Annotated in this window: 13 protein-coding genes; 11 read left to right on the forward strand and 2 right to left on the reverse strand. The window is 39.0% G+C overall.

The window, feature by feature from the left end; genetic code table 11:
• Positions 1-11: 11 nt before the first annotated feature.
• The 9 genes from L323_RS24790 (at position 12) to L323_RS24830 (ending at position 16793) form a co-directional block, all read left to right on the forward strand.
• Positions 12-2189, forward strand: a complete 2178-nt coding sequence (locus tag L323_RS24790) for a glycoside hydrolase family 9 protein (RefSeq protein ID WP_020814342.1) — start codon at positions 12-14, stop codon at positions 2187-2189.
• Between the two features lie 95 nt (positions 2190-2284).
• Complete coding sequence (locus tag L323_RS24795; RefSeq protein ID WP_020814343.1) at positions 2285-4948, forward strand: glycoside hydrolase family 9 protein; 2664 nt, start codon at positions 2285-2287, stop codon at positions 4946-4948.
• Between the two features lie 162 nt (positions 4949-5110).
• Entirely contained in the window at positions 5111-5791 is a 681-nt protein-coding gene (locus tag L323_RS24800) for a cohesin domain-containing protein (RefSeq protein WP_020814344.1), read from the forward strand.
• A 26-nt stretch (positions 5792-5817) separates the two neighbouring features.
• Positions 5818-8031 (forward strand): glycoside hydrolase family 9 protein, encoded by a 2214-nt coding sequence (locus L323_RS24805; protein WP_020814345.1) that lies wholly within the window; start codon positions 5818-5820, stop codon positions 8029-8031.
• Positions 8032-8173: 142 nt separating this feature from the next.
• Positions 8174-10447: a glycoside hydrolase family 9 protein gene (locus L323_RS24810; protein WP_020814346.1), complete on the forward strand. Its 2274-nt coding sequence runs from the start codon at positions 8174-8176 to the stop codon at positions 10445-10447.
• Between the two features lie 40 nt (positions 10448-10487).
• Complete coding sequence (locus tag L323_RS24815; RefSeq protein ID WP_020814347.1) at positions 10488-11762, forward strand: dockerin type I repeat-containing protein; 1275 nt, start codon at positions 10488-10490, stop codon at positions 11760-11762.
• A gap of 87 nt (positions 11763-11849) precedes the next feature.
• Positions 11850-13430 carry a glycoside hydrolase family 9 protein gene (locus L323_RS24820; RefSeq protein WP_020814348.1) on the forward strand — a complete coding sequence of 527 codons (1581 nt, stop codon included), beginning with the start codon at positions 11850-11852 and terminating at the stop codon, positions 13428-13430.
• A 148-nt stretch (positions 13431-13578) separates the two neighbouring features.
• Positions 13579-14967: a dockerin type I domain-containing protein gene (locus L323_RS24825; RefSeq protein ID WP_020814349.1), complete on the forward strand. Its 1389-nt coding sequence runs from the start codon at positions 13579-13581 to the stop codon at positions 14965-14967.
• A 248-nt stretch (positions 14968-15215) separates the two neighbouring features.
• Positions 15216-16793, forward strand: a complete 1578-nt coding sequence (locus L323_RS24830) for a cellulase family glycosylhydrolase (RefSeq protein ID WP_242835239.1) — start codon at positions 15216-15218, stop codon at positions 16791-16793.
• A 57-nt stretch (positions 16794-16850) separates the two neighbouring features.
• Here L323_RS24830 and L323_RS24835 read toward each other — a convergent pair whose 3' ends face one another.
• Positions 16851-17816 (reverse strand): LysR family transcriptional regulator, encoded by a 966-nt coding sequence (locus tag L323_RS24835; RefSeq protein WP_020814351.1) that lies wholly within the window; start codon positions 17814-17816, stop codon positions 16851-16853.
• Positions 17817-17977: 161 nt separating this feature from the next.
• On the opposite strand from L323_RS24835, the gene L323_RS24840 reads away from it, so the two are divergent.
• Entirely contained in the window at positions 17978-19075 is a 1098-nt protein-coding gene (locus L323_RS24840) for an SGNH/GDSL hydrolase family protein (protein ID WP_020814352.1), read from the forward strand.
• Between the two features lie 71 nt (positions 19076-19146).
• Positions 19147-19896 carry an N-acetylmuramoyl-L-alanine amidase family protein gene (locus L323_RS24845; RefSeq protein WP_020814353.1) on the forward strand — a complete coding sequence of 250 codons (750 nt, stop codon included), beginning with the start codon at positions 19147-19149 and terminating at the stop codon, positions 19894-19896.
• A 12-nt stretch (positions 19897-19908) separates the two neighbouring features.
• Here the strand turns inward: L323_RS24845 and L323_RS24850 are convergent, their stop codons facing one another.
• The gene (locus tag L323_RS24850; protein ID WP_031341791.1) at positions 19909-20820 is read right to left on the reverse strand and encodes a metallophosphoesterase; all 912 of its coding nucleotides are present in this window, start codon (positions 20818-20820) and stop codon (positions 19909-19911) included.
• Between the last annotated feature and the right edge of the window lie 173 nt (positions 20821-20993).

Genomic DNA, 20993 nt, shown 5'->3' on the forward strand with positions numbered 1-20993 from the left:
GTGATTGCAAATTGCTTAAGACTAAAAGAAAATGGACAAAAGCTATTGGTGTTGCATTATCGATTTCGGTTTTGTCTTCTTTGGTATCGATTATACCTCAAACAAACACATATGCTGCAGGAACATATAATTATGGAGAAGCACTCCAGAAATCAATAATGTTTTACGAATTCCAGCGTTCAGGTGACCTTCCGGCTGATAAGCGTGACAACTGGAGAGGCGACTCCGGTATGAAAGACGGTTCTGATGTAGGAGTTGATCTTACAGGCGGATGGTACGATGCAGGTGATCATGTAAAGTTTAACCTACCTATGTCATACACCGCTGCAATGCTTGCATGGTCTTTATATGAGGATAAAGATGCTTATGATAAAAGCGGCCAGACCAAATATATAATGGACGACATCAAATGGGCTAATGATTACTTTATTAAATGTAATCCCACATCTGATGTATATTACTATCAGGTAGGAGACGGAGGCAAGGATCACTCATGGTGGGGCCCGGCTGAAGTAATGCAGATGGAAAGACCGTCTTATAAAGTTGACGCTTCTCATCCCGGTTCTGCAGTATGTGCTTCCACTGCAGCTTCTCTGGCATCTGCAGCAGTAGTATTTAAAAACAGTGATCCTACTTATGCTGAAAAGTGCATAAGTCATGCTAAAAACTTGTTTACGATGGCTGACAAAGCGAAGAGCGATGCCGGCTACACAGCTGCTTCAGGTTTCTACAGCTCAGGTGGTTTTTATGATGATCTTTCATGGGCTGCAGTATGGTTATATCTTGCAACTAATGACAGTACATATCTGGACAAAGCAGAATCCTATGTACCGAATTGGGGTAAAGAACAGCAGACAGATATTATATCCTACAAGTGGGGACAGTGCTGGGATGATGTACATTATGGCGCTGAACTTCTTCTTGCAAGGCTTACTAACAAGCAGTTATATAAGGACAGTATAGAAATGAATCTTGACTTCTGGACAACCGGTGTTAACGGCACACGTGTTTCTTACACACCAAAGGGTTTGGCATGGTTATTCCAATGGGGTTCATTAAGACATGCGACAACTCAGGCATTTTTAGCCGGTGTTTATGCTGATTGGGCAGGCTGTACGCCATCCAAAGTATCTGTGTATAAGGATTTTCTCAAGAGTCAGATCGATTATGCACTTGGAAGTACCGGAAGAAGTTTTGTTGTCGGATATGGAGTAAATCCTCCACAACATCCGCATCACAGAACTGCTCACAGTTCATGGACAGATCAAATGACTTCACCAACATACCACAGGCATACTATTTATGGTGCGTTGGTAGGAGGGCCGGATAATGCTGACGGCTATACTGACGAAATAAACAATTATGTCAATAATGAAATAGCCTGTGATTATAATGCCGGATTTACAGGTGCACTTGCAAAAATGTACAAGCAGTTTGGCGGAGATCCGATTCCAAACTTCAAGGCTATCGAAAAAATAACCAACGATGAAGTTATTATAAAGGCAGGTTTGAATTCAACCGGCCCTAACTACACTGAAATCAAGGCTGTTGTGTATAACCAGACTGGATGGCCTGCAAGAGTTACAGACAAGATTTCATTTAAATATTTTATGGACTTGTCTGAAATCGTAGCAGCAGGAATTGATCCTTTAAGCCTCACAACCAGTTCAAATTATGCTGAAGGGAAGAATACTAAGGTTTCCGGCGTATTGCCATGGGATGTTTCAAATAATATTTACTATGTAAATGTTGATTTGACAGGAGAAAATATCTACCCAGGCGGTCAGTCTGCTTGCAGAAGAGAAGTTCAGTTCAGAATTGCAGCACCACAGGGAACAACCTATTGGAATCCTAAGAATGACTTCTCATATAATGGATTACCATCCACCAGTACTGTAGATACAGTTACCAACATACCTGTTTATGATAACGGTGTAAAAGTTTTCGGTAACGAACCTGCAGGTGGACCGGAAAACCCTGATCCTGTAATCTTGTATGGCGATGTAAACAGTGACAAGAATGTAGATGCACTGGACTTTGCTGCATTAAAGAAATATTTACTTGGTGGCAGTTCCAGTATAGATGTTAAGGCTGCAGATACATATAAGGACGGAAACATTGATGCCATAGATATGGCTACTTTGAAAAAATTCTTGTTGGGGACGATTACTACATTGCCTCAGGGTTAAGAAGGAACTTTTGTAGGTATAAGAAGTTTTTAATGCTTGCATTACTTTTAAAATGCGAGCTTTAAAAAATAAAAAATTTTTACTAGGAGGTAAATATGAAAAAAAGGTTAGTAAAGAAAGTTGCGATGCTTATCGCAATGGTGCTGGTTCTATCTTCTTTAATAGGACAAGCATTTGCCGTCGAGTATGAAGGTGCTGGCGACTTAATCAGAAACCATACCTTTGACAACAGGATAGGACTTCCATGGCACGTGGTTGAATCATATCCTGCAAAAGCTGATTTCGAAATCACAACAGATGGTAAGTACAAAATAACAGCTAATAAGATTGGACCAGCAGGTACAGGTGAGAGATGGGATATACAGTTCCGTCACAGAGGTCTTACATTACAGCAGGGCCATACTTATACTGTACAGTTTACTGTTACTGCAAGTAGAGCTTGTAAGATTTATCCTAAAGTAGGTGATCAGGGTGATCCATATGCTGAATACTGGCATATGAATATAGATCAAGGTAAATGGGATTTCGTGGAATTGCAGGCAGGTGTAGCAAAAACTATAACTGCGCAATGGCAGCAGAAGGTAGATAAGAGTAATGTAGAGTTTGCTTTCCACCTTGCTCCAGAAAAAGGTACATCTGAAGCAAATAATCCGGACAGCTTCCAGCCAATTACTTATACTTTTGATGACATGTATATTAAGGATCCTCAATTTATAGGATATCCAAAAGCTATACCAGAACCAACTAATGTTGTACGCTTAAATCAGGAAGGATTCTATCCTAATTCTGATAAGATTGCAACAGTAAAAACAAGTTCAACAACTCCAATTAACTGGCAGTTGGTAAATAGTGCAGGAACAGCAGTTTTAACCGGTAAATCAACCATTAAAGGTGCTGACCATGCATCTGGTGACAATGTTCATATCATTGATTTTTCAAGTTACAAAACAGTTGGTACCGGCTATAAGATAGTAACAGATGTTCCGGTAACAACTGTTGGTGACAATGAAAGTATGAAGTTCAATATTGGAAATGACATTTATACACAAATGAAATACGATTCAATGAAGTATTTCTATCACAACAGAAGTGCTATTCCAATACAAATGCCATACTGTGATCAAGCACAATGGGCTCGTCCAGCAGGACACACAAGTGATATACTTTCTCCAGACCCTACAAAGGATTACAAGGCTAACTACACACTTGACGTTACAGGTGGTTGGTATGATGCAGGTGACCATGGTAAGTATGTTGTTAATGGTGGTATTTCAACATGGACTGTAATGAATGCATATGAGCGTGCACTTCACTTGGGAGGAGACACTTCAGTTGCTCCATTTAAAGACGGTTCATTGAATATACCTGAAAGCGGAAATGGCTATCCAGACATACTGGATGAAACTCGTTACAATTTGAAAACATTATTGAATATGCAGGTTCCAGCGGGAAATGAATTGGCCGGTATGGCTCATCACAAAGCTCATGATGAACGTTGGACAGCACTTGCTACACGTCCTGACCAGGATACAATGAAACGTTGGTTGCAACCTCCAAGCACAGCAGCTACATTAAATCTTGCTGCTATTGCTGCACAAGGTTCACGTCTCTGGAAACAGTATGATTCTGCTTTCGCAACTAAATGCTTAACTGCAGCAGAAACTGCATGGGATGCAGCTGTAGCACATCCTGCAATATATGCAACAATGGAACAGGGTGCAGGTGGTGGAGCATACGGAGACAACTATGTTCTGGATGACTTCTACTGGGCAGCATGTGAATTGTATGCTACTACAGGCAGTGACAAGTATTTGAACTACATAAAGAGCTCAAAGCATTACCTCGAAATGCCTACAGAATTAACAGGCGGTGAGGATAATGGTCTTACAGGAGCTTTTGACTGGGGTTGTACAGCAGGTATGGGAACAATAACACTAGCACTTGTTCCTAACAAACTTCCGGCTACTGATGTTGCAAAGGCTAAAGCTAATATTCAGGCAGCAGCTGATAAGTTTATATCAATAGAAAATGCACAGGGTTATGGTGTTCCAATAGAAGAAAAAGTAATTTCTTCTCCATTTGATCAATCCACAGTTTCAGGTTTCCCTTGGGGATCAAACTCATTCGTTATTAATGAAGCAATTGTTATGTCATATGCTTATGAATTCAGCAATGTTAATGGCGCAAAAAATAATAAATATATCAATGGTGCTATAACAGCAATGGATTACATCCTCGGACGTAACCCAAATGTTCAGAGCTATATAACCGGTTATGGTGATAACCCACTTGAAAATCCTCATCACCGTTTCTGGTCATATCAGGCAGACAACTCATTCCCACACCCACCTGCAGGATGTTTGTCAGGTGGACCTAACTCCGGATTACAGGATCCATGGGTTAAGGGTTCAGGTTGGCAGCCAGGTGTAAGACCTGCTGAAATGTGCTTTATGGATAATATCGAATCTTGGTCAACAAACGAAATAACCATCAACTGGAATGCTCCTCTTGCATGGATGTCAGCTTACCTTGCTGAAGCAGGACCAAAGATTGGCGGTAGTTCTACAGTTAATTTAGGAGACGTTAATGCTGACGGTAACAAGGATGCAATAGACTTCGCACTATTGAAGAAAGCCCTGTTAACTCAGGATAATTCTACAATAAATGTTGCAAATGCTGATATAAACAAAGACGGCGCTGTTGACGCTGTTGACTTTGCATTACTTAAATCATTCTTGTTAGGAAAAATAACACTGTAATTTAGAAGTAATATATGGAACAATAGGAATGCTTTATGCATTCCTATTGTTCCTATCCTATTATAGTATCAAGTGTTCGAACGGATATGTTATTTCCTTTAATTAAAATGTCTATAGTCATTTTATAGTAATAAATATATTGAATAAACAAGGAGAAAAGCCATGAAAAAAGTAATATTGGCAATATTAATAATTGTTTGCGTGACTGCTGCAGTAATATTTGGGGTAAACCATTTTACATCTGATTCAGAAACATCAACTTCAACAATAAGTAGTACAGCTCCAACATCATCATCTTCATCTGCTTCGGTATCCACATCTTCATCATCAAAAAGTTCAGATTCCAAATCTACTAAATCAACAGCCGCCAAGGATAGTAAAGATACAAAGAGTAATCCAAAAGATAAAACTCCGGGCGGAGAGGCAGAAATATCAATCGGAAAAGCAAGCGGAGCTACAGGTTCAACTGTAACAATCCCTGTAAAGCTTAATAACTTACCTGAAAAAGGTATTGGAAGCTTTAATTTTAATATTAAGTATGACACAGATGCTCTTGAAGTTGTTGAGGTAAAACCAGGTGAAATTTTTGGAGGTAACAATTCCAATTTTGATTATACAGTTATTGACACAACCGGTCTGGTCAGTTTTCTCTATACAAGCAGCAATAGTGGAAAGGATGCTGTAACTAAGCCGGGAGTTATCACAAATATCACTTTCAAAATAAAGGATAATGCTAAGAAGGGATCAATTAAAATTTCACAAGGTACTTCAGGTGCATTTGGAGATACTGCACTTAAGAAGATTAATCCTGTATTCACTGAGGGTGAGATAACAGTTAAATAACTGATTCATGCGTGGAGTGTGTAAATATGGATAAAATGAAAAGAGTAAGTACATATGCCCTTATCGTTGCCATAGTAATAACCATAACTCAATTTAATTTTAAGTATGAATGTTCTTCTGCAACAGCCACTTTTAACTATGGAGAGGCTTTGCAGAAATCTGTTTTATTTTATGAAGCACAGAGGTCAGGTTCATTATCTACATCAAATATTCCGACCAGATTATTATGGCGTGGAAATTCTCAATTAACAGACGGACAGAAGGAAGGCTTAGACCTTACCGGAGGCTGGGTAGATGCAGGTGATAATATCAAGTTTGGTATAACATGTGCTTATACAACAAGTTTACTCGCTTTTGGTGCAATAGAATATAAAGATGCATATGAAAAAAGCGGTCAGACGAAATGGCTTCAGAACCAGTTGAAATGGATTAATGATTATTTTATTAAGTGTCATCCCGAGCCAAATGTTTTTTGGGCTCAGGTTGGTATGACGGCAAATGATCATAACAATTGGATTCCGATTGAAGTTACACATTTAATGAACGACAGAACAGCAATAAAGCTGGATGAACAACATCCGGGAACGGAAGTAGCCATGGGAACAGCTGCGGCAATGGCTGCTTCATCTATTGTTTTCAGAAATACCGATCCGACATATGCTGATAAATTGCTTGAGCATGCAAAGCAGTTATATGAATTCGGAGATAAATACAGAGGTGTTTTTTCCGATGTAATAAGCAAAGTTGACCCCCAAGGTGCAGCTGCTTATACCTCACACAGTGGTTATAATGATGAATTGGTATGGGGTTCAATCTGGCTTTACAAGGCTATGGAAGCCAAGTCTTCAGGAAGCGGTTCTGATTACCTTGCAAAAGCAAAAGAATATTATAATGGAATTGGTAAAGAAGCAAATCAACAGGTTCATAAGTATAAATGGGCACACTGTTGGGATGACCAATCATTTGGATGTTATATTCTCATGTCTCAGATTGACCCTGAAACAAGCTTGTACAGGGAAGATGCAGAACGTTGGTTAAACTGGTGGACTGTGGGCGGTACAGAGAACAATGCCGACGGCACCAAGATTTCTTATACTCCGGGTGGACATGCCAAGTTGGACAGCTGGGGTTCTTTCAGATATGTTTCCACAACAGCATTATTTGCTTTTGTTTATTCCGATAAACTAAGTGATACTGTAAAAAAAGCACGTTACCATGACTTTGCAGTAAAGCAAATAAATTATATCTTAGGTGATAATCCTCGTAAATCAAGCTACATTGTAGGCTTTGGTCAGAATTATCCTCAACATCCTCATCACCGTACAGCTCACAGCTCATGGGGACAGAAGATGGACAACCCGCCGGAACATCGTCATACTTTATACGGTGCACTGGTTGGTAGTGTTGATTCAACAGATGGATTCAATGATGCCATAAGTGATTACGTAAGCAATGAAGTAGCCATAGACTATAACGCCGGTCTTACCGGGGCTCTTGCAAGAATGTATTCTGAATTCGGCGGAACTCCTATACCGGACAGTAGTTTTCCATTACCTGATAAACCCTATCAGCCAAAAGATGAATGGCCTGTATTTGCAAACACATATTTTAATGGTACAAGTGGTACCCAGTTTACATTGACAGTAGAAAACCGTTCTGCATGGCCGGCCCGTCCAAGTAACCAATTAAAAATTCGTTACTTCTTTACCCTTGATGCCAAGGATATAAGTGATATAAGCATAAAGGCTCCTACATGGGTTAAAGTAACAGGCCCAACAGCATGGGATACGGAGAAAAAAGTATATTACTATACAATTGATTTGTCAGGTAAAAATATATATCCCGGTTATGGCTGGGATGCAGGAGGGCCTGAACTTGATTTTACAATAAGTTCAGCTTCCAATACATGGGATGTATCAAATGATTGGTCATATCAAAACTGGGATGCAACATACATAAACGGTACAAGAAAATATGCTCCGAATATTCCAATGTATGAAGGTGACAGTTTTAAAAAACTGGCCGGGAATGAGCCGGCAGGTGGAAGTGAAGAACCGGTTATTATAGCTGGTGATATTAATAAAGATGGAAATATTGATGCATTGGACGTTGCTCTTTTAAAAAAATATTTACTGGGCAACAGCTTGGAATATGATATCTCAGCAGCAGATATGAATTCTGATAAAAATATTGATGCTCTAGATTTTGCACTACTCAAGAAAGCTCTTCTGTCCCAATAACATCCTTTTTACCAATCAACATATATACACTAAAGTCATTGTCCATTGCCCGACAAATGTATTTGCCAGGTAATGACATTACTGAAGTAAGAATATATTCAAGATACTTAAATCACCAAAATTATAAAAAGGGGGTATTATTTTGAATTTTAGGAAGTACGTCAGAAAAACAACGGCTTTTGCTACAGCAATGGCGGTTGTATCATCAGTGTTTTTGAGCAGCAGTGTTTATGCGGGCTCAACAACACCTCCTTTCAACTATGCAGAAGCATTGCAAAAATCACTGTATTTTTATGATGCTGAGAAATGCGGCCCTGGTGTAACAGGTGGTAAGATTGAATGGAGAGGTGACTGTCATGTGGAAGACTGTCAGCTTCCATTGGTTCCTATGAAAGATCATGTAGGAACTAATATGTCACAGGCTTTTATTGATAAAAACAAGGCTTTTCTTGACCCGGATGGGAATGGAAGCCTTGATTTACATGGGGGATTCCACGATGCGGGAGACCATGTTAAATTTGGTCTGCCTCAGGGCTATGCTGTTTCAACACTGGGATGGGGATTCTATGAATTTAAGGATTCCTTTACAAAAATCAATGAAGAAGATCACATGAAGGATATACTCCGGTGGGGAAATGACTATTTCTTACGTTCCACATTTATGGACAATAAAGGAGAAGTAGTTGCATTTTGTTTTCAAGTTGGTGACGGAACTGTGGATCATGCTTGGTGGCAGCCACCGGAACTTAATAAAAAACAAGATGTACCAAGGCCGGCGTACTTTGCAACCTCTGAGACTCCTGCCAGCGACCAATGCGGAGAAGCAGCAGCTTCATTGGCAATAAACTACTTGAATTTCAAGGATTCAGATCCAACATATGCAAAGAAATGCTTGGACACAGCAAAAGCTTTATACAGGTTTGCCGTAAAAAACCGTGGTCTGGGTGATTCAGGTGGGTTCTACGGTTCAGCGTATGATGAGGATGAATTGTCATGGGCAGCTGTATGGCTGAATATTGCAACAGGAGAACAATCATATATAAATGATATTACTGCTGTTTCTGATGGGAAATACACCGGTTATATGAGTAAAATTATTAAATCTACTCAAGATAATTGGCAGAATATCTGGGTACATTCATGGGATGTAGTGTGGGGAGGAGTTTTTGCAAAGTTGGCTCCAATAACAAATGATCCTATGCATTGGTACTTATTCAGATGGAACCTTGAATATTGGTCAGGTATACCTCATGAAAATACAACCGATCAAACATTTATGGCTGCAACTCCCGGAGGATTCAAGGTTGTAAACACTTGGGGTTCTGCAAGATATAATTCAGCAGCTCAACTGTGTGCGGTTGTGTATACAAAATATAAAGACAAGATGGATGTTACTGAATGGGCAAAGTCACAGATGGATTATATTCTGGGTGATAACCCCATGAAGAGAAGCTATGAAGTAGGATTCTCCGATATCTCTGCAAAGCATCCTCACCACCGTGCGGCACACGGATCAAAAACTCTCAGCATGAATGATCCTGTTGAACACAGGCATACATTATGGGGAGCATTGGTAGGGGGCCCTGATGCAACTGATAATCATAATGATGAAACTACAGATTTTGTATCCAACGAGGTTGCGATAGATTACAATGCAGGCTTTGTGGGCGCACTTGCCGGATTGTACAAATACTACGGAGAAGGCATGAAACCATTGGAGAATTTCCCTCCAAAGGAACCGGCTTCTGATGACTTCTATGCTGAATCAAAGCTTGAACAGGAGAATACAGAAAGAACTCAGGTTACCATAAACATTCATAACGAAACCAGTAGGCCACCTCAATTTGTAGATGGTTTAAAAGCCAGATATTTCTTTAACATATCTGAAATGCTTGCGGCAGGCCAAACTATAGATGATTTAACTGTTGCGGTTATGTATGATGAAGGTAAAGCCAGCGACGGCAAGGAAACAGCAATCAAGGGGCCATTTGCCTGGGACGCTGAAAAGGGAATATATTACGTTGAAATAGACTGGAGCGGAAATGCCTTCTACGGAGACAGAGAATTCCACTTTGGACTGGTTGAAGGTTTGGACTCCAACTGGAAGTCCCACTGGGACCCAACCAATGACTGGAGCAGAAAAGATATAGGAAAGGAATATTCTATAAATAAGAATATTTCTGTATATAGGGGGAATGTAAAAGTGTATGGAAATGAACCGCCAAAAGGCAATGTAGGAACCAAACTGGGAGATCTAAATGGTGACGGAAGCGTAGATGCTCTCGACTATGCAATAATGAAAAAATACATTCTTTTGCCGACAGGAGACGTTGACCTCGGTGTATGGGATATGAACCAAGATGGTGAAATCAATGCACTTGACCTTGCTTTATTAAAGAAGACTTTACTTGGTTAATACAAGTCTGTTTAATTCAAAAGAAGTAGGAGGGTTTACTATGAAAAAGATTGTTAGTCTGGCACTTTCTGCAGCAATTGTATTCCTGACAGCAATGCCGTCGCCTGCTTCGGCTGCGACTACTTACAAACTTGGTGATGTTGACAATGATACTCAAATTACTGCCCTTGATTTGGCGGCTGTACGGCAGCACATACTTGGGAAAAAAACCTTGACGGGTGAGGCATTTAAAGCAGCTGATGTAAATGCCAACGGAGAGATTGAAGCATTGGATTTAGCAGAGCTAAAAAAATTTCTTCTCGGTATGATTACAAAGTTCTCCGGAGAAGAACAACAACAGCCATCTGGAGTCGGAATAACTTGGATGGACGGAAATACCCTGTATCCTGTTGGAGTTAACTATGCATGGTATAACTGGTCATATGAGTTTTCCGATAACAACTGGACTTCCAACTTTACAAGAATTAAGAGTGACTTAGACACAATGTCCACAAAGGGAATTCATTCACTAAGATGGTGGGTATTCCCAGACTTGGCGTATGGCCCGCTATGGTCAGGTGCAAATGAAGGCAGCCTTTGTACAGGTCTCCCCGCAAAATGGGTTGACCATATGAAGGAAACCTGCGATTATGCATATTCAAAGGGTATAAAGATTTACTGGACAATAACCAGCTTTGATTGTGCAAGGGCAGATGATTCCGTTGACCATGACGACATCATTGATAATCCAACAGTGCTTCAAAGCTTTCTTGACAATGCCATGAAGCCTATACTGCAAACATTGGGTACACATCCTGGCGTACTGGGATGGGATATTATCAATGAACCGGAATGGATTATAAACAAAGAAGACAACGGTGAGCCAAACAATAAGGGAGAAAGCTTCCCGCTTTCCGCAATGAGGAACTACATAAAAACTACATGTGAATTTATACACCAGTATGCAAAGCAGCCAGTAAGCTTCGGAAGTGCAAATATGAAGTGGCTGGGTGCACAGTATGATTTATGGGACGGATTGGGTCTTGATTTCTACGATTTTCACTGGTATGACTGGGCGACTCCATATTTTAACCCTGTAACAACACCAGCTTCAAGTCTGAAACTGGATAAACCGGTGATAATAGGTGAGATGATGCCTGATACCCAAGGTTCTTCACTAAAAATGACACACAAGCAGGTGCTGGATGCCATATATAAGAACGGTTATGCCGGATATATGCTTTGGTCATGGAATGATGGGGCTTTTGACTGCAAACCTTATGTTGGAAACAACTTTATTGATTTTGCAGCAGAGCATCCGGACGTAGTGAAATAAATTTAATACAGTATTGGTAACCTGTCCGGTAGAGGACATTTTCTGCCGGACAGAATTTTACATATATAAAAAAGGGAGGGATAGTTTTTGAAAAATAAGTTAAGTAAATTAGGTGCTTTGATGATTTCCGGGGTGATGTTAACAACTTCGTTTGTTAGCACTGGTACGACATTTGCCGCAGGTACACATGATTATTCAACTGCATTAAAGGACTCAATCATTTTCTATGATGCAAATAAATGTGGCCCTAAAGCAGGAGAAAATAATGTGTTTGATTGGAGAGGTGCATGCCATACAATTGACGGAAGCGATGTGGGTGTTGATTTAACAGGTGGCTATCATGATGCGGGAGATCATGTAAAGTTTGGTCTGCCTCAAGGCTATTCGGCAGCAGTTCTAGGTTGGTCACTGTATGAATTCAAGGATTCCTTTGATGCAACCGGAAACACTACAAAAATGCTGCAACAGCTGAAATATTTTACAGACTATTTCCTTAAGTCACATCCGAACTCAACCACATTCTACTATCAGGTTGGAGAGGGAAATGCCGATCATACATATTGGGGTGCGCCAGAGGAGCAAACAGGTGAAAGACCTTCATTATACAAGGCTGATCCAAGCTCTCCTGCTTCAGATATTCTAGGTGAGACAACTGCTGCACTTGCTCTGATGTATCTCAATTACAAGAATATTGATTCCGCTTATGCAACCAAGTGCCTCAATGCAGCGAAGGAACTTTATGCAATGGGTAAGGCAAAACAAGGTGTTGGCAATGGTCAGTCCTTTTATCAGGCTACCAGCTTTGGTGATGACCTGGCTTGGGCAGCTACATGGTTGTACACTGCAACCAATGATAGTGCTTACATAACTGATGCTGAACAGTTTATAACATTGGGCAATACAATGAATGAAAACAAGATGCAAGATAAATGGACCATGTGCTGGGATGACATGTATGTTCCTGCTGCTTTGAGATTGGCTCAGATTACAGGAAAGCAGGTATATAAGGATGCCGTACAATTCAATTTCAACTACTGGAAGACTCAGGTAACAACTACTCCCGGAGGACTAAAGTGGCTTTCCAACTGGGGTGTCCTCAGATATGCAGCTGCAGAATCCATGGTTATGCTTATTTACTGCAAGCAAAACAACGATCAATCACTTTTGGATTTAGCTAAAAAACAAGTAGACTATATTTTAGGTGATAATCCTGCCAATATGTCATATATAATTGGTTACGGAAGCAATTGGTGTATTCATCCTCATCACAGGGCAGCAAACGGTTACACCTATGCAAACGGGGATAACGCAAAACCGGCTAAACACTTATTGACCGGGGCGTTGGTAGGCGGACCGGATCAGAATGACAAGTTTTTTGACGATGCAAACCAGTATCAGTATACAGAGGTAGCCCTTGACTATAATGCAGGTCTTGTTGGTGTACTTGCAGGAGCTGTTAAGTTCTTTGGGGGTACAATTATTACTCCTCCTGCTAAAAAAGGTGATCTGAATAATGATACATTTGTAGATGCTATCGACCTTGCTCTCTGTAAAAACTATATTCTTACCCAAAACGGAAATATTGATAAAAATAATGCAGATATGAACGGTGACGGTTCCATAGATGCAATTGATTTTTCTCTTTTAAAGAAGGCTTTATTGGGATAATGTCTTGACTTATCAGCTCTAAAGAGGTTTTTACTTTTTAATTAGTTATATTAGCTGCCTCAATGCTTTGCATACTACCAAAGAATTGCAAAGCATTGATACGGCTACTTAAATCTTATATCTGTACCTGCCGATTGGAGGGTATAAAATGAATAAAAAATCATTCATTATATTATCTTTTATTATTATATTCCAGATAGTGTGCTTTATCCCAAGTATGAAAATCAGCGCCGCCTCAACAACAATAAACGGTATTGTGACAACAAACGGAACTTCTTTTATCCTTGACGGAAAAGTATTTCGCTTTGCCGGATGCAATAATTATGATTTGTTTACATATGGAGACGGGTCAAATGATGCCACTCCCGATGATATTGAAACAAAATTTATGAACAAGGCCAGAATTGATGAAATGATGAGTAATATGGCCTCTGACGGAATAAAGGTTGTAAGGACATGGGGATTTTCTCATGAAACCTGGCATGGATTTGAAAGCCAGAAAGGTGTTTATAATGAAGCACAATTCATGTTATTTGACTATATTCTGGAATCTGCAAAGAAGCACAATATCAAGGTAATTATTGTTTTGGAAAACTATTGGGAAGCGTATGGAGGAATTGACACAAGGTTAAAATGGGAAGGGCTTCCGGGAATAACTCATCCCAACCGTGCCGCATTCTTTACAAACGCAGGTTGTAAGGAACAGTATAAAAATTATGTAAAGCATTTTGTAACAAGAATAAACCATTATACGAATGAACCTTATAAAAATGATCCGGCAATTTTCTCGTGGGAACTGATGAATGAACCAAGATATCAGGATGTAAGCGAAGAAGAGAATTTAAATGGAACAACACTAAGAGCATGGGTAGATGAAATGGGTAAACTCATAAAGGAGCTTGATCCAAACCATATGGTTAGTACCGGGCTCGAAGGCCAGGCTGCAAAATACGGCTATGGTGCTAACGCCGGTAATCCATTTGTATATATACATCAGTCTCCATACATTGATTTTACCACCGCGCATCCTTATCCGGATGAAGGCTGGGCAGGGTTAAATCCTGAACAGGCAGCAAAACTTGTTGCAACATGGATTAATGAATCTCACAACATAGTTAAAAAGCCTTTTGTTATGGAGGAATTTAATACCCATAACAATAAAGAGCAATACTGGAACGCAATGTATGAGCAGATTGAAAAATTGAATGCTTCCGGTGACTTATTCTGGGCTTATGCTTCTTATTCAGGGGGATTCTACCTCACCCATGGTGATCCGTTGTTAAAAAGTGTATTTGCACCTCATGCGGAAAAAATGACGCAGGATATTCCGGTTATACCTGTTACTCCGGGTGACCTTAACGGGGATGGAAGTGTGGATGCACTTGATTTTGCAAAAATGAAGATGTATTTACTTAATCAGAGTGGTTCTACTGATATGAATATTTGGGATCTGAACAAAGATGGACAGATTGATTCCCTTGATCTTGTAACATTAAAGAAAATTTTGCTTGGGAATTTTTTTAGTAACAATGCCTGACTATTAGTGTTGTTCTGCCGGCTCAATCTTATGCTGTCGTTTCTCAGCAGTCATATAACTGGCGTAATGTAACAATAGGCGGCGGAGGAGGTTTATTCCCGGAATAGTATACAGCTATTATGGAATAGATAGCCTCGCAGCTGTAGATGCAAACAGGGTATATGCTGCTGTGGGTATGTATACAAATGACTGGCTACCGAAAATTAAAAAGGAGAAAAAATATGAAAAAAAGAATAGTTTCAATGCTTATGGCATTAGCAATGGTTTCAACTATGATGTTGTCCAACCACGGTCTTACTGCATCAGCTGCAGTAGATACAAATAATGATGACTGGCTTCATTGTGTTGGTGACAAAATATATGATACAAACGGACGTGAAGTCTGGCTTACCGGTGCAAACTGGTTTGGTTTTAACTGCAGTGAAAATGTATTTCATGGTGCCTGGTACGATGTAAAGAATATATTGACCAGCGTTGCAGACAGGGGAATAGGATTTTTAAGAGTACCGATTTCAACTGAACTTTTATACAGCTGGATGGTTGGTAAACCAAACAAGGTTTCTAGTGTTACAGCCAGCAACAATCCTCCATATACCGTTGTAAATCCTGATTTTTATAACCCTGCAACCGATGGGCCTAAAAACAGTATGGAAATATTCGATATAATAATGAAGTATTGCAAAGAGTTGGGAATCAAGGTAATGATAGATGTACACAGCCCTGACGCCAACAACTCCGGTCACATGTATCCATTGTGGTATGGTCTTGAAACAACAACAGCAGGAATGATTACTACAGATAAGTGGATAGACACATTAACATGGCTTGCAGACAAATATAAGAACGATGATACAATACTTGCCATAGACCTGAAAAATGAACCTCACGGTAAAAGAGGATATACTGCTGCGGCACCAACTGATATAGCAAAATGGGATAACACTACAGATGAAAACAACTGGAAATATGCGGCTGAAAGGTGTTCAAAAGAAATATTGGCTGTAAATCCAAAGTTGTTAATAATGATTGAAGGTATTGAGCAATATCCGAAAACAGAAAAGGGCTACACATTTGATACACCTGATGTCTGGGGAGCTACCGGCGACGCTGCTCCATGGCACGGCGGATGGTGGGGTGGAAACTTAAGAGGTGTTAAAGACTATCCTATCAACCTAGGCTCATTAAACAGCCAGATAGTATATTCACCTCATGACTATGGTCCTTCTGTATATAATCAATCATGGTTTGATAAGGATTTTACAACACAAACCCTTCTTGATGATTACTGGTATGATACATGGGCATACATAGACGATCAAAAAATTGCTCCTCTTCTTATCGGTGAATGGGGAGGATTTATGGACGGCGCAAAGAACCAGAAGTGGATGACTCTACTAAGAGATTACATGATTAAGAACCGTATCAACCATACCTTCTGGTGCTTGAATCCGAACTCAGGTGATACAGGCGGATTGATAGGAAATGACTGGTCAACATGGGACGAAGAAAAATATGGATTGCTGAAGCCAGCATTGTGGCAAACAAACGGCAAATTTATCGGACTTGACCATCAGATTCCTCTCGGTAAAAACGGAATGTCTCTTGGAGAGTATTACGGTGATGGACCAATTATCGTAGACCCTGAGCCTGTTGTTGGAGATGTAAACGATGACAAGAACATTGATGCTTTGGACATAGCTGTATTGAAGCAGTATATACTTGGTTCAAACCCAAAGATAAACTTAAAGAATGCTGACATGAATTCAGATGGAGATATAAATGCCCTTGACTTTGCACTTTTAAAGGCAAAGGTTCTGGGTAAGTAATAAAATAGGCTGCCGGAGATTTTCGGCAGCCATTTCTTTATTTTTGTATTACACATGTTACTCGTTTGGGGAAAGCCAGGTTCCACATCCGATTAACTGTTTTAAAAGCAGAATATACTCGGACGCAGCCTTGGGCAAATATCTATTTTTCTTATATGCAACCAAAATGTCACGTTTAGCAAAAGAAGTATTTAATTTATAATATACAGGATGTTTCTGATAATTCCCGTACCGTATAAGGGTATCTGGAATAAAAGAACATGCAATACCGGCTAGTGTCCAAGAAAAAGCAGTTTCAATACGATCTGTGTACATTGTGTTTTGACGACGAAACTCAGGAAACTGAGATAGCTCACCGGCTATAGTATCGTCATTCTGAATAAGAACAAAATTCTCTTTTACACAGTCAGACAAGTCAATGGGTGGTGTCTGGAATAATGTAGAACTGTCATAGATTATGTCATTGGCACTCAGCTGATAAGCTCCCTTTCCATTGTTAAAAGGACTAGAATTAGGAACTGCAAGGTAAAGCTGTTCCTGAGCCAGAGCTTCAGTTTGAAGGAGCTTATTATGAATAAAACCTGATAAAATGCATAAATCCAAACGGCTATCGGTAAGTAATGATTCAAGATTAGCTTCTTCATTTTCAACAATATGTATATCAACACCGGGGTATTTTTTCTTGAAGGATACAATACTTTTCGGAAGCATACAGGAGGCCCTGAAGGGAATAGTACCTATAGTGAGCTTGCCTATATGAAGGATTGTCAGGTCTTTAAGCTCATTATCCAATTCCGTCAGGATAGTTTGTATCTTACGAGCAGCACTTACATAAAGTTCCCCTGCATATGTGAGTTTTATGGGAGTTGTACTTCTGTCGAACAATTGCACATTCAGTTCAGTTTCAAGGTTTTTTACAAATTGACTTAATGCCGGCTGGGAGATAAGAAGTTTTTGAGAAGCTTTTGAAAAGCTTCTCTCATCAGCAAGTGCGATAATATATTCCAACTGTTGGGATGTCATACAAATTATTCTCCATATATAAAATATTATAAGCCAAAACTTATAATATCCATACTACTATAACTATCAGATTATTTCAATATAAAATACTATTATTATATATTGCAGTCCGGTACACATGTTGTTATGTAAAGTATTAAAAAAATCGGAGTATATAAAATATGAAAAATGCTCAAGGAAGCCATTCCAAAATTATAGAACGATCATTAATTAGTACGGGAAATAATTACAGAATGAAAAAGGCCATGGAGAAGGCAGAAAAGGGCCAGAAGGTAACTTTAGCTTATCTTGGGGGATCAATAACGGAAGGATACAACGGTGGCCCTGATAAGTGCTTTGCAAAGTTAACCTGCGACTACTTTGCACAAAACTTTTGTAAAGGCAATAACATAAATTACATAAATGCAGGAATGGCAGGAACGTCTTCGACATTGGGATTAATACGGATTGAAAAGGATATATTAATCCATAAACCCGACATTGTATTCGTCGAATTTTCCGTTAATGATACAAAGGACAAAACAAATATGGCTGCTTTTGAAAGTCTTCTACTCAGAATTTTGAGTTCAGAATCTCAACCTGCCGTTGTATTAATATTTACAATATCAGAATCCGGCTATTCCTGTCAAAATGAGATGGCACAAATCGGGAGACATTATGAATTGGCTATGATTAGTATAAAGGACGCAATAGTACCTGAGTTTGTTGGGGGAACAATGAATTGGCAGGATTATTCCGATGACTATATTCACCCTCATGAGAATGGACATGAACTTATTACGGAGCTTATAATATATTATCTGAATAAAGTCAGTCATGAGGTTCTGAATGGAGTTTACAAAATTTCAGAAACCCCTGTAGTCGGTAATGAGTTTGTAACCCTGAAGATGCTGGATAATACAATTATACGGGTAAAAGATTCAGGCGGATTTTCTTCGGACATTACCATCAATCAGTTTCCTAATGGATGGACACATAAAGCAGGAGCTAAGACGGAAAAGTTCTCTTTTAATTTATATTGCAAGAATCTGTTTATTGTGTACAAGGAGTCAAAAAACACAGACACAGGTTCAGCCGATATCCATATTGATGATATATTTGTACTAACTGTAAATGGTTTTAACAGCTCGGGATGGAATAATCCGGTAGCTAAATTATTATTAAACAGTGAAAAGCCTGCAATTCATAAAATAGAAATCAAAATGTCAAAGGGTTCCGAAGACAAAGAATTAAGTATTCTGGCGTTTGGATACAGCTAAAACTTTTTAACATATATTTATTTCCAATATAGTATATTGAAGGAGAGAACAAATATAAAGAAGCCAACTGAATGAAAAAATTTAATGTTATTTTTATAAAAAGAAAGTTTTTATTATTTGCAGCAATTTTAATAATTGCTATATTAACTGTACCAATTATTTTGTTAATAGAAATGTCTAGCTCAGATACATTTACAGATCCCAAAAGTGGCGTAATTGTAATTGATCCGGGCCATGGAGGAATCGACGGGGGAACAAGCAGGGACGGAGTATTGGAAAAAGAAATAAATCTTGATATAGCTAAAAAGCTACAATCCATTCTTGTAAAGCAAGGATATAAAATAATTATGACTAGGGAAGAGGATGTTTCTCTTGAAAGTCTGGATAATAGCCAGAAATCAAGACATATGAGGGATTTAACTGCTAGGGCAAATATTATTAATAACAGCAATGCCCAATTGTTTCTCAGCATCCACGTTAACTGCAATTTAAAAAAGCCTGCTACTAATGGTGCAATAGTCTTTTTCAGCAAAAAGTACGAGCAAAATAAGACTCTGGCATTATGCATTCAGCGCCAATTGAACAACATGGTTGTAGACGGAAAAAAACGAAGCACCCATGACCCGGTACAGGCAAAATACTATGTTCTTGACTATACCGATATACCCGGTGTTATAGTTGAAACTGGTTTTATTTCAAACGAGGAAGAAAAGCAGGAATTAGTAAAGGACTCCTTTCGACAAGAGCTGGCAAAATCAATATCAAAAGGAGTAGAACAATATTTAAATGAATCCAGTAAGGTATCCACGCCTGCCTCATAGAGTTTAGGAATATTAATCAATTAATTCAATTGTCTCAGTAAAATTATCAATACCTTCTCCCAAATAGCTGTCCTTTTTGGTAAATGGAGAATACAAGGAAACTTTAAGGGTGCCGGAGCGGGGACAGAATTTGAGAAATCTTAAAAATCCATTACCTCCATTTGGGGCCTTCTGGTAATCAGATAGAATCTCCAGAACCTTTCTTGTAGTCCCATCAGAATTGCAAACCATTTTAAACTTTTTTTGTGCACCATGATAATGTCCGCACAAGACCATAAAGACATTGTCGTTTTTAAGGACAATACTGTCAGAAACTATCTTGGCCTTTTCTGTCATCTCTCCATCGGTATCAAGGTATTCATGCAAAACAAGAATGGCATTTCTGTTGGGGTACTTTTCAAGAACGCTATTTGCCCAAGTAGTTGTTTCAAGAGAAGTTTCACTACCAAAACCCAGATATAGTATAATAAAGTCGTGAGAGCTAAAAGATATCAGGTCGTAGTGGTTTCGGTTATCATCCATGCTGCCTCCGTACCAAGGCTTATCTATATATCGGGAAGCACCAAAATAACTTTTAAATATGCTGTAATTAAGTCCATTGGTTATGACATCATGATTACCAGCCAGCACACCATAAGGAACATTTGCATCATCTAGTTTTTGAAAGTTTCGACTTGCAACTTCCCATTGGTTTACACAGCTTGCAGTGTCTACAATATCACCTGATACAATCAAATACCCAAAAGAGTTGTGCTTGTAATTTTTTACAAACCAATCCCCAAGACAATCATAAATTTGAGGATAGCTTTCGGCATAGTACTGAGGGTCGGAAAGCCATACCATAGTAAAAGGCTTTTCTGATGCTTCTGCATGAAAACAGTTAAAGGACAATGAAATCAGAAGAAATACAGTAAATAAACCCATTATTAGTCTTTTTTCATAAACTACCCCCGTCAACTGCAAAATTTAATTCTATAAGATATACTCTGTAAATCTATTAAAAAATATTATTAAAATCAATTTGTTTTCCTCCATAAAATCTACACATAGAAATGATATGCTACTAAAAGGTAAAAAAGCAGATATGAAATGAAGGA

This window comes from Ruminiclostridium papyrosolvens C7 (genome assembly GCF_000421965.1).
GTDB lineage: Bacteria > Bacillota > Clostridia > Acetivibrionales > DSM-1351 > Ruminiclostridium > Ruminiclostridium papyrosolvens_A.

Bases quoted from the DNA above. Each gene is read 5' to 3' on its own strand.
- L323_RS24805 (WP_020814345.1), top strand. From the start codon at position 5,818: ATGGATAAAATGAAAAGAGTAAGTACATATGCCCTTATCGTTGCCATA.
- L323_RS24845 (WP_020814353.1), top strand. From the start codon at position 19,147: ATGAAAAAATTTAATGTTATTTTTATAAAAAGAAAGTTTTTATTATTT.
- L323_RS24830 (WP_242835239.1), top strand. From the start codon at position 15,216: ATGGCATTAGCAATGGTTTCAACTATGATGTTGTCCAACCACGGTCTT.
- L323_RS24840 (WP_020814352.1), top strand. From the start codon at position 17,978: ATGAAAAATGCTCAAGGAAGCCATTCCAAAATTATAGAACGATCATTA.
- L323_RS24850 (WP_031341791.1), bottom strand. From the start codon at position 20,820: ATGGGTTTATTTACTGTATTTCTTCTGATTTCATTGTCCTTTAACTGT.
- L323_RS24815 (WP_020814347.1), top strand. From the start codon at position 10,488: ATGAAAAAGATTGTTAGTCTGGCACTTTCTGCAGCAATTGTATTCCTG.
- L323_RS24835 (WP_020814351.1), bottom strand. From the start codon at position 17,816: ATGACATCCCAACAGTTGGAATATATTATCGCACTTGCTGATGAGAGA.
- L323_RS24800 (WP_020814344.1), top strand. From the start codon at position 5,111: ATGAAAAAAGTAATATTGGCAATATTAATAATTGTTTGCGTGACTGCT.
- L323_RS24795 (WP_020814343.1), top strand. From the start codon at position 2,285: ATGAAAAAAAGGTTAGTAAAGAAAGTTGCGATGCTTATCGCAATGGTG.
- L323_RS24825 (WP_020814349.1), top strand. From the start codon at position 13,579: ATGAATAAAAAATCATTCATTATATTATCTTTTATTATTATATTCCAG.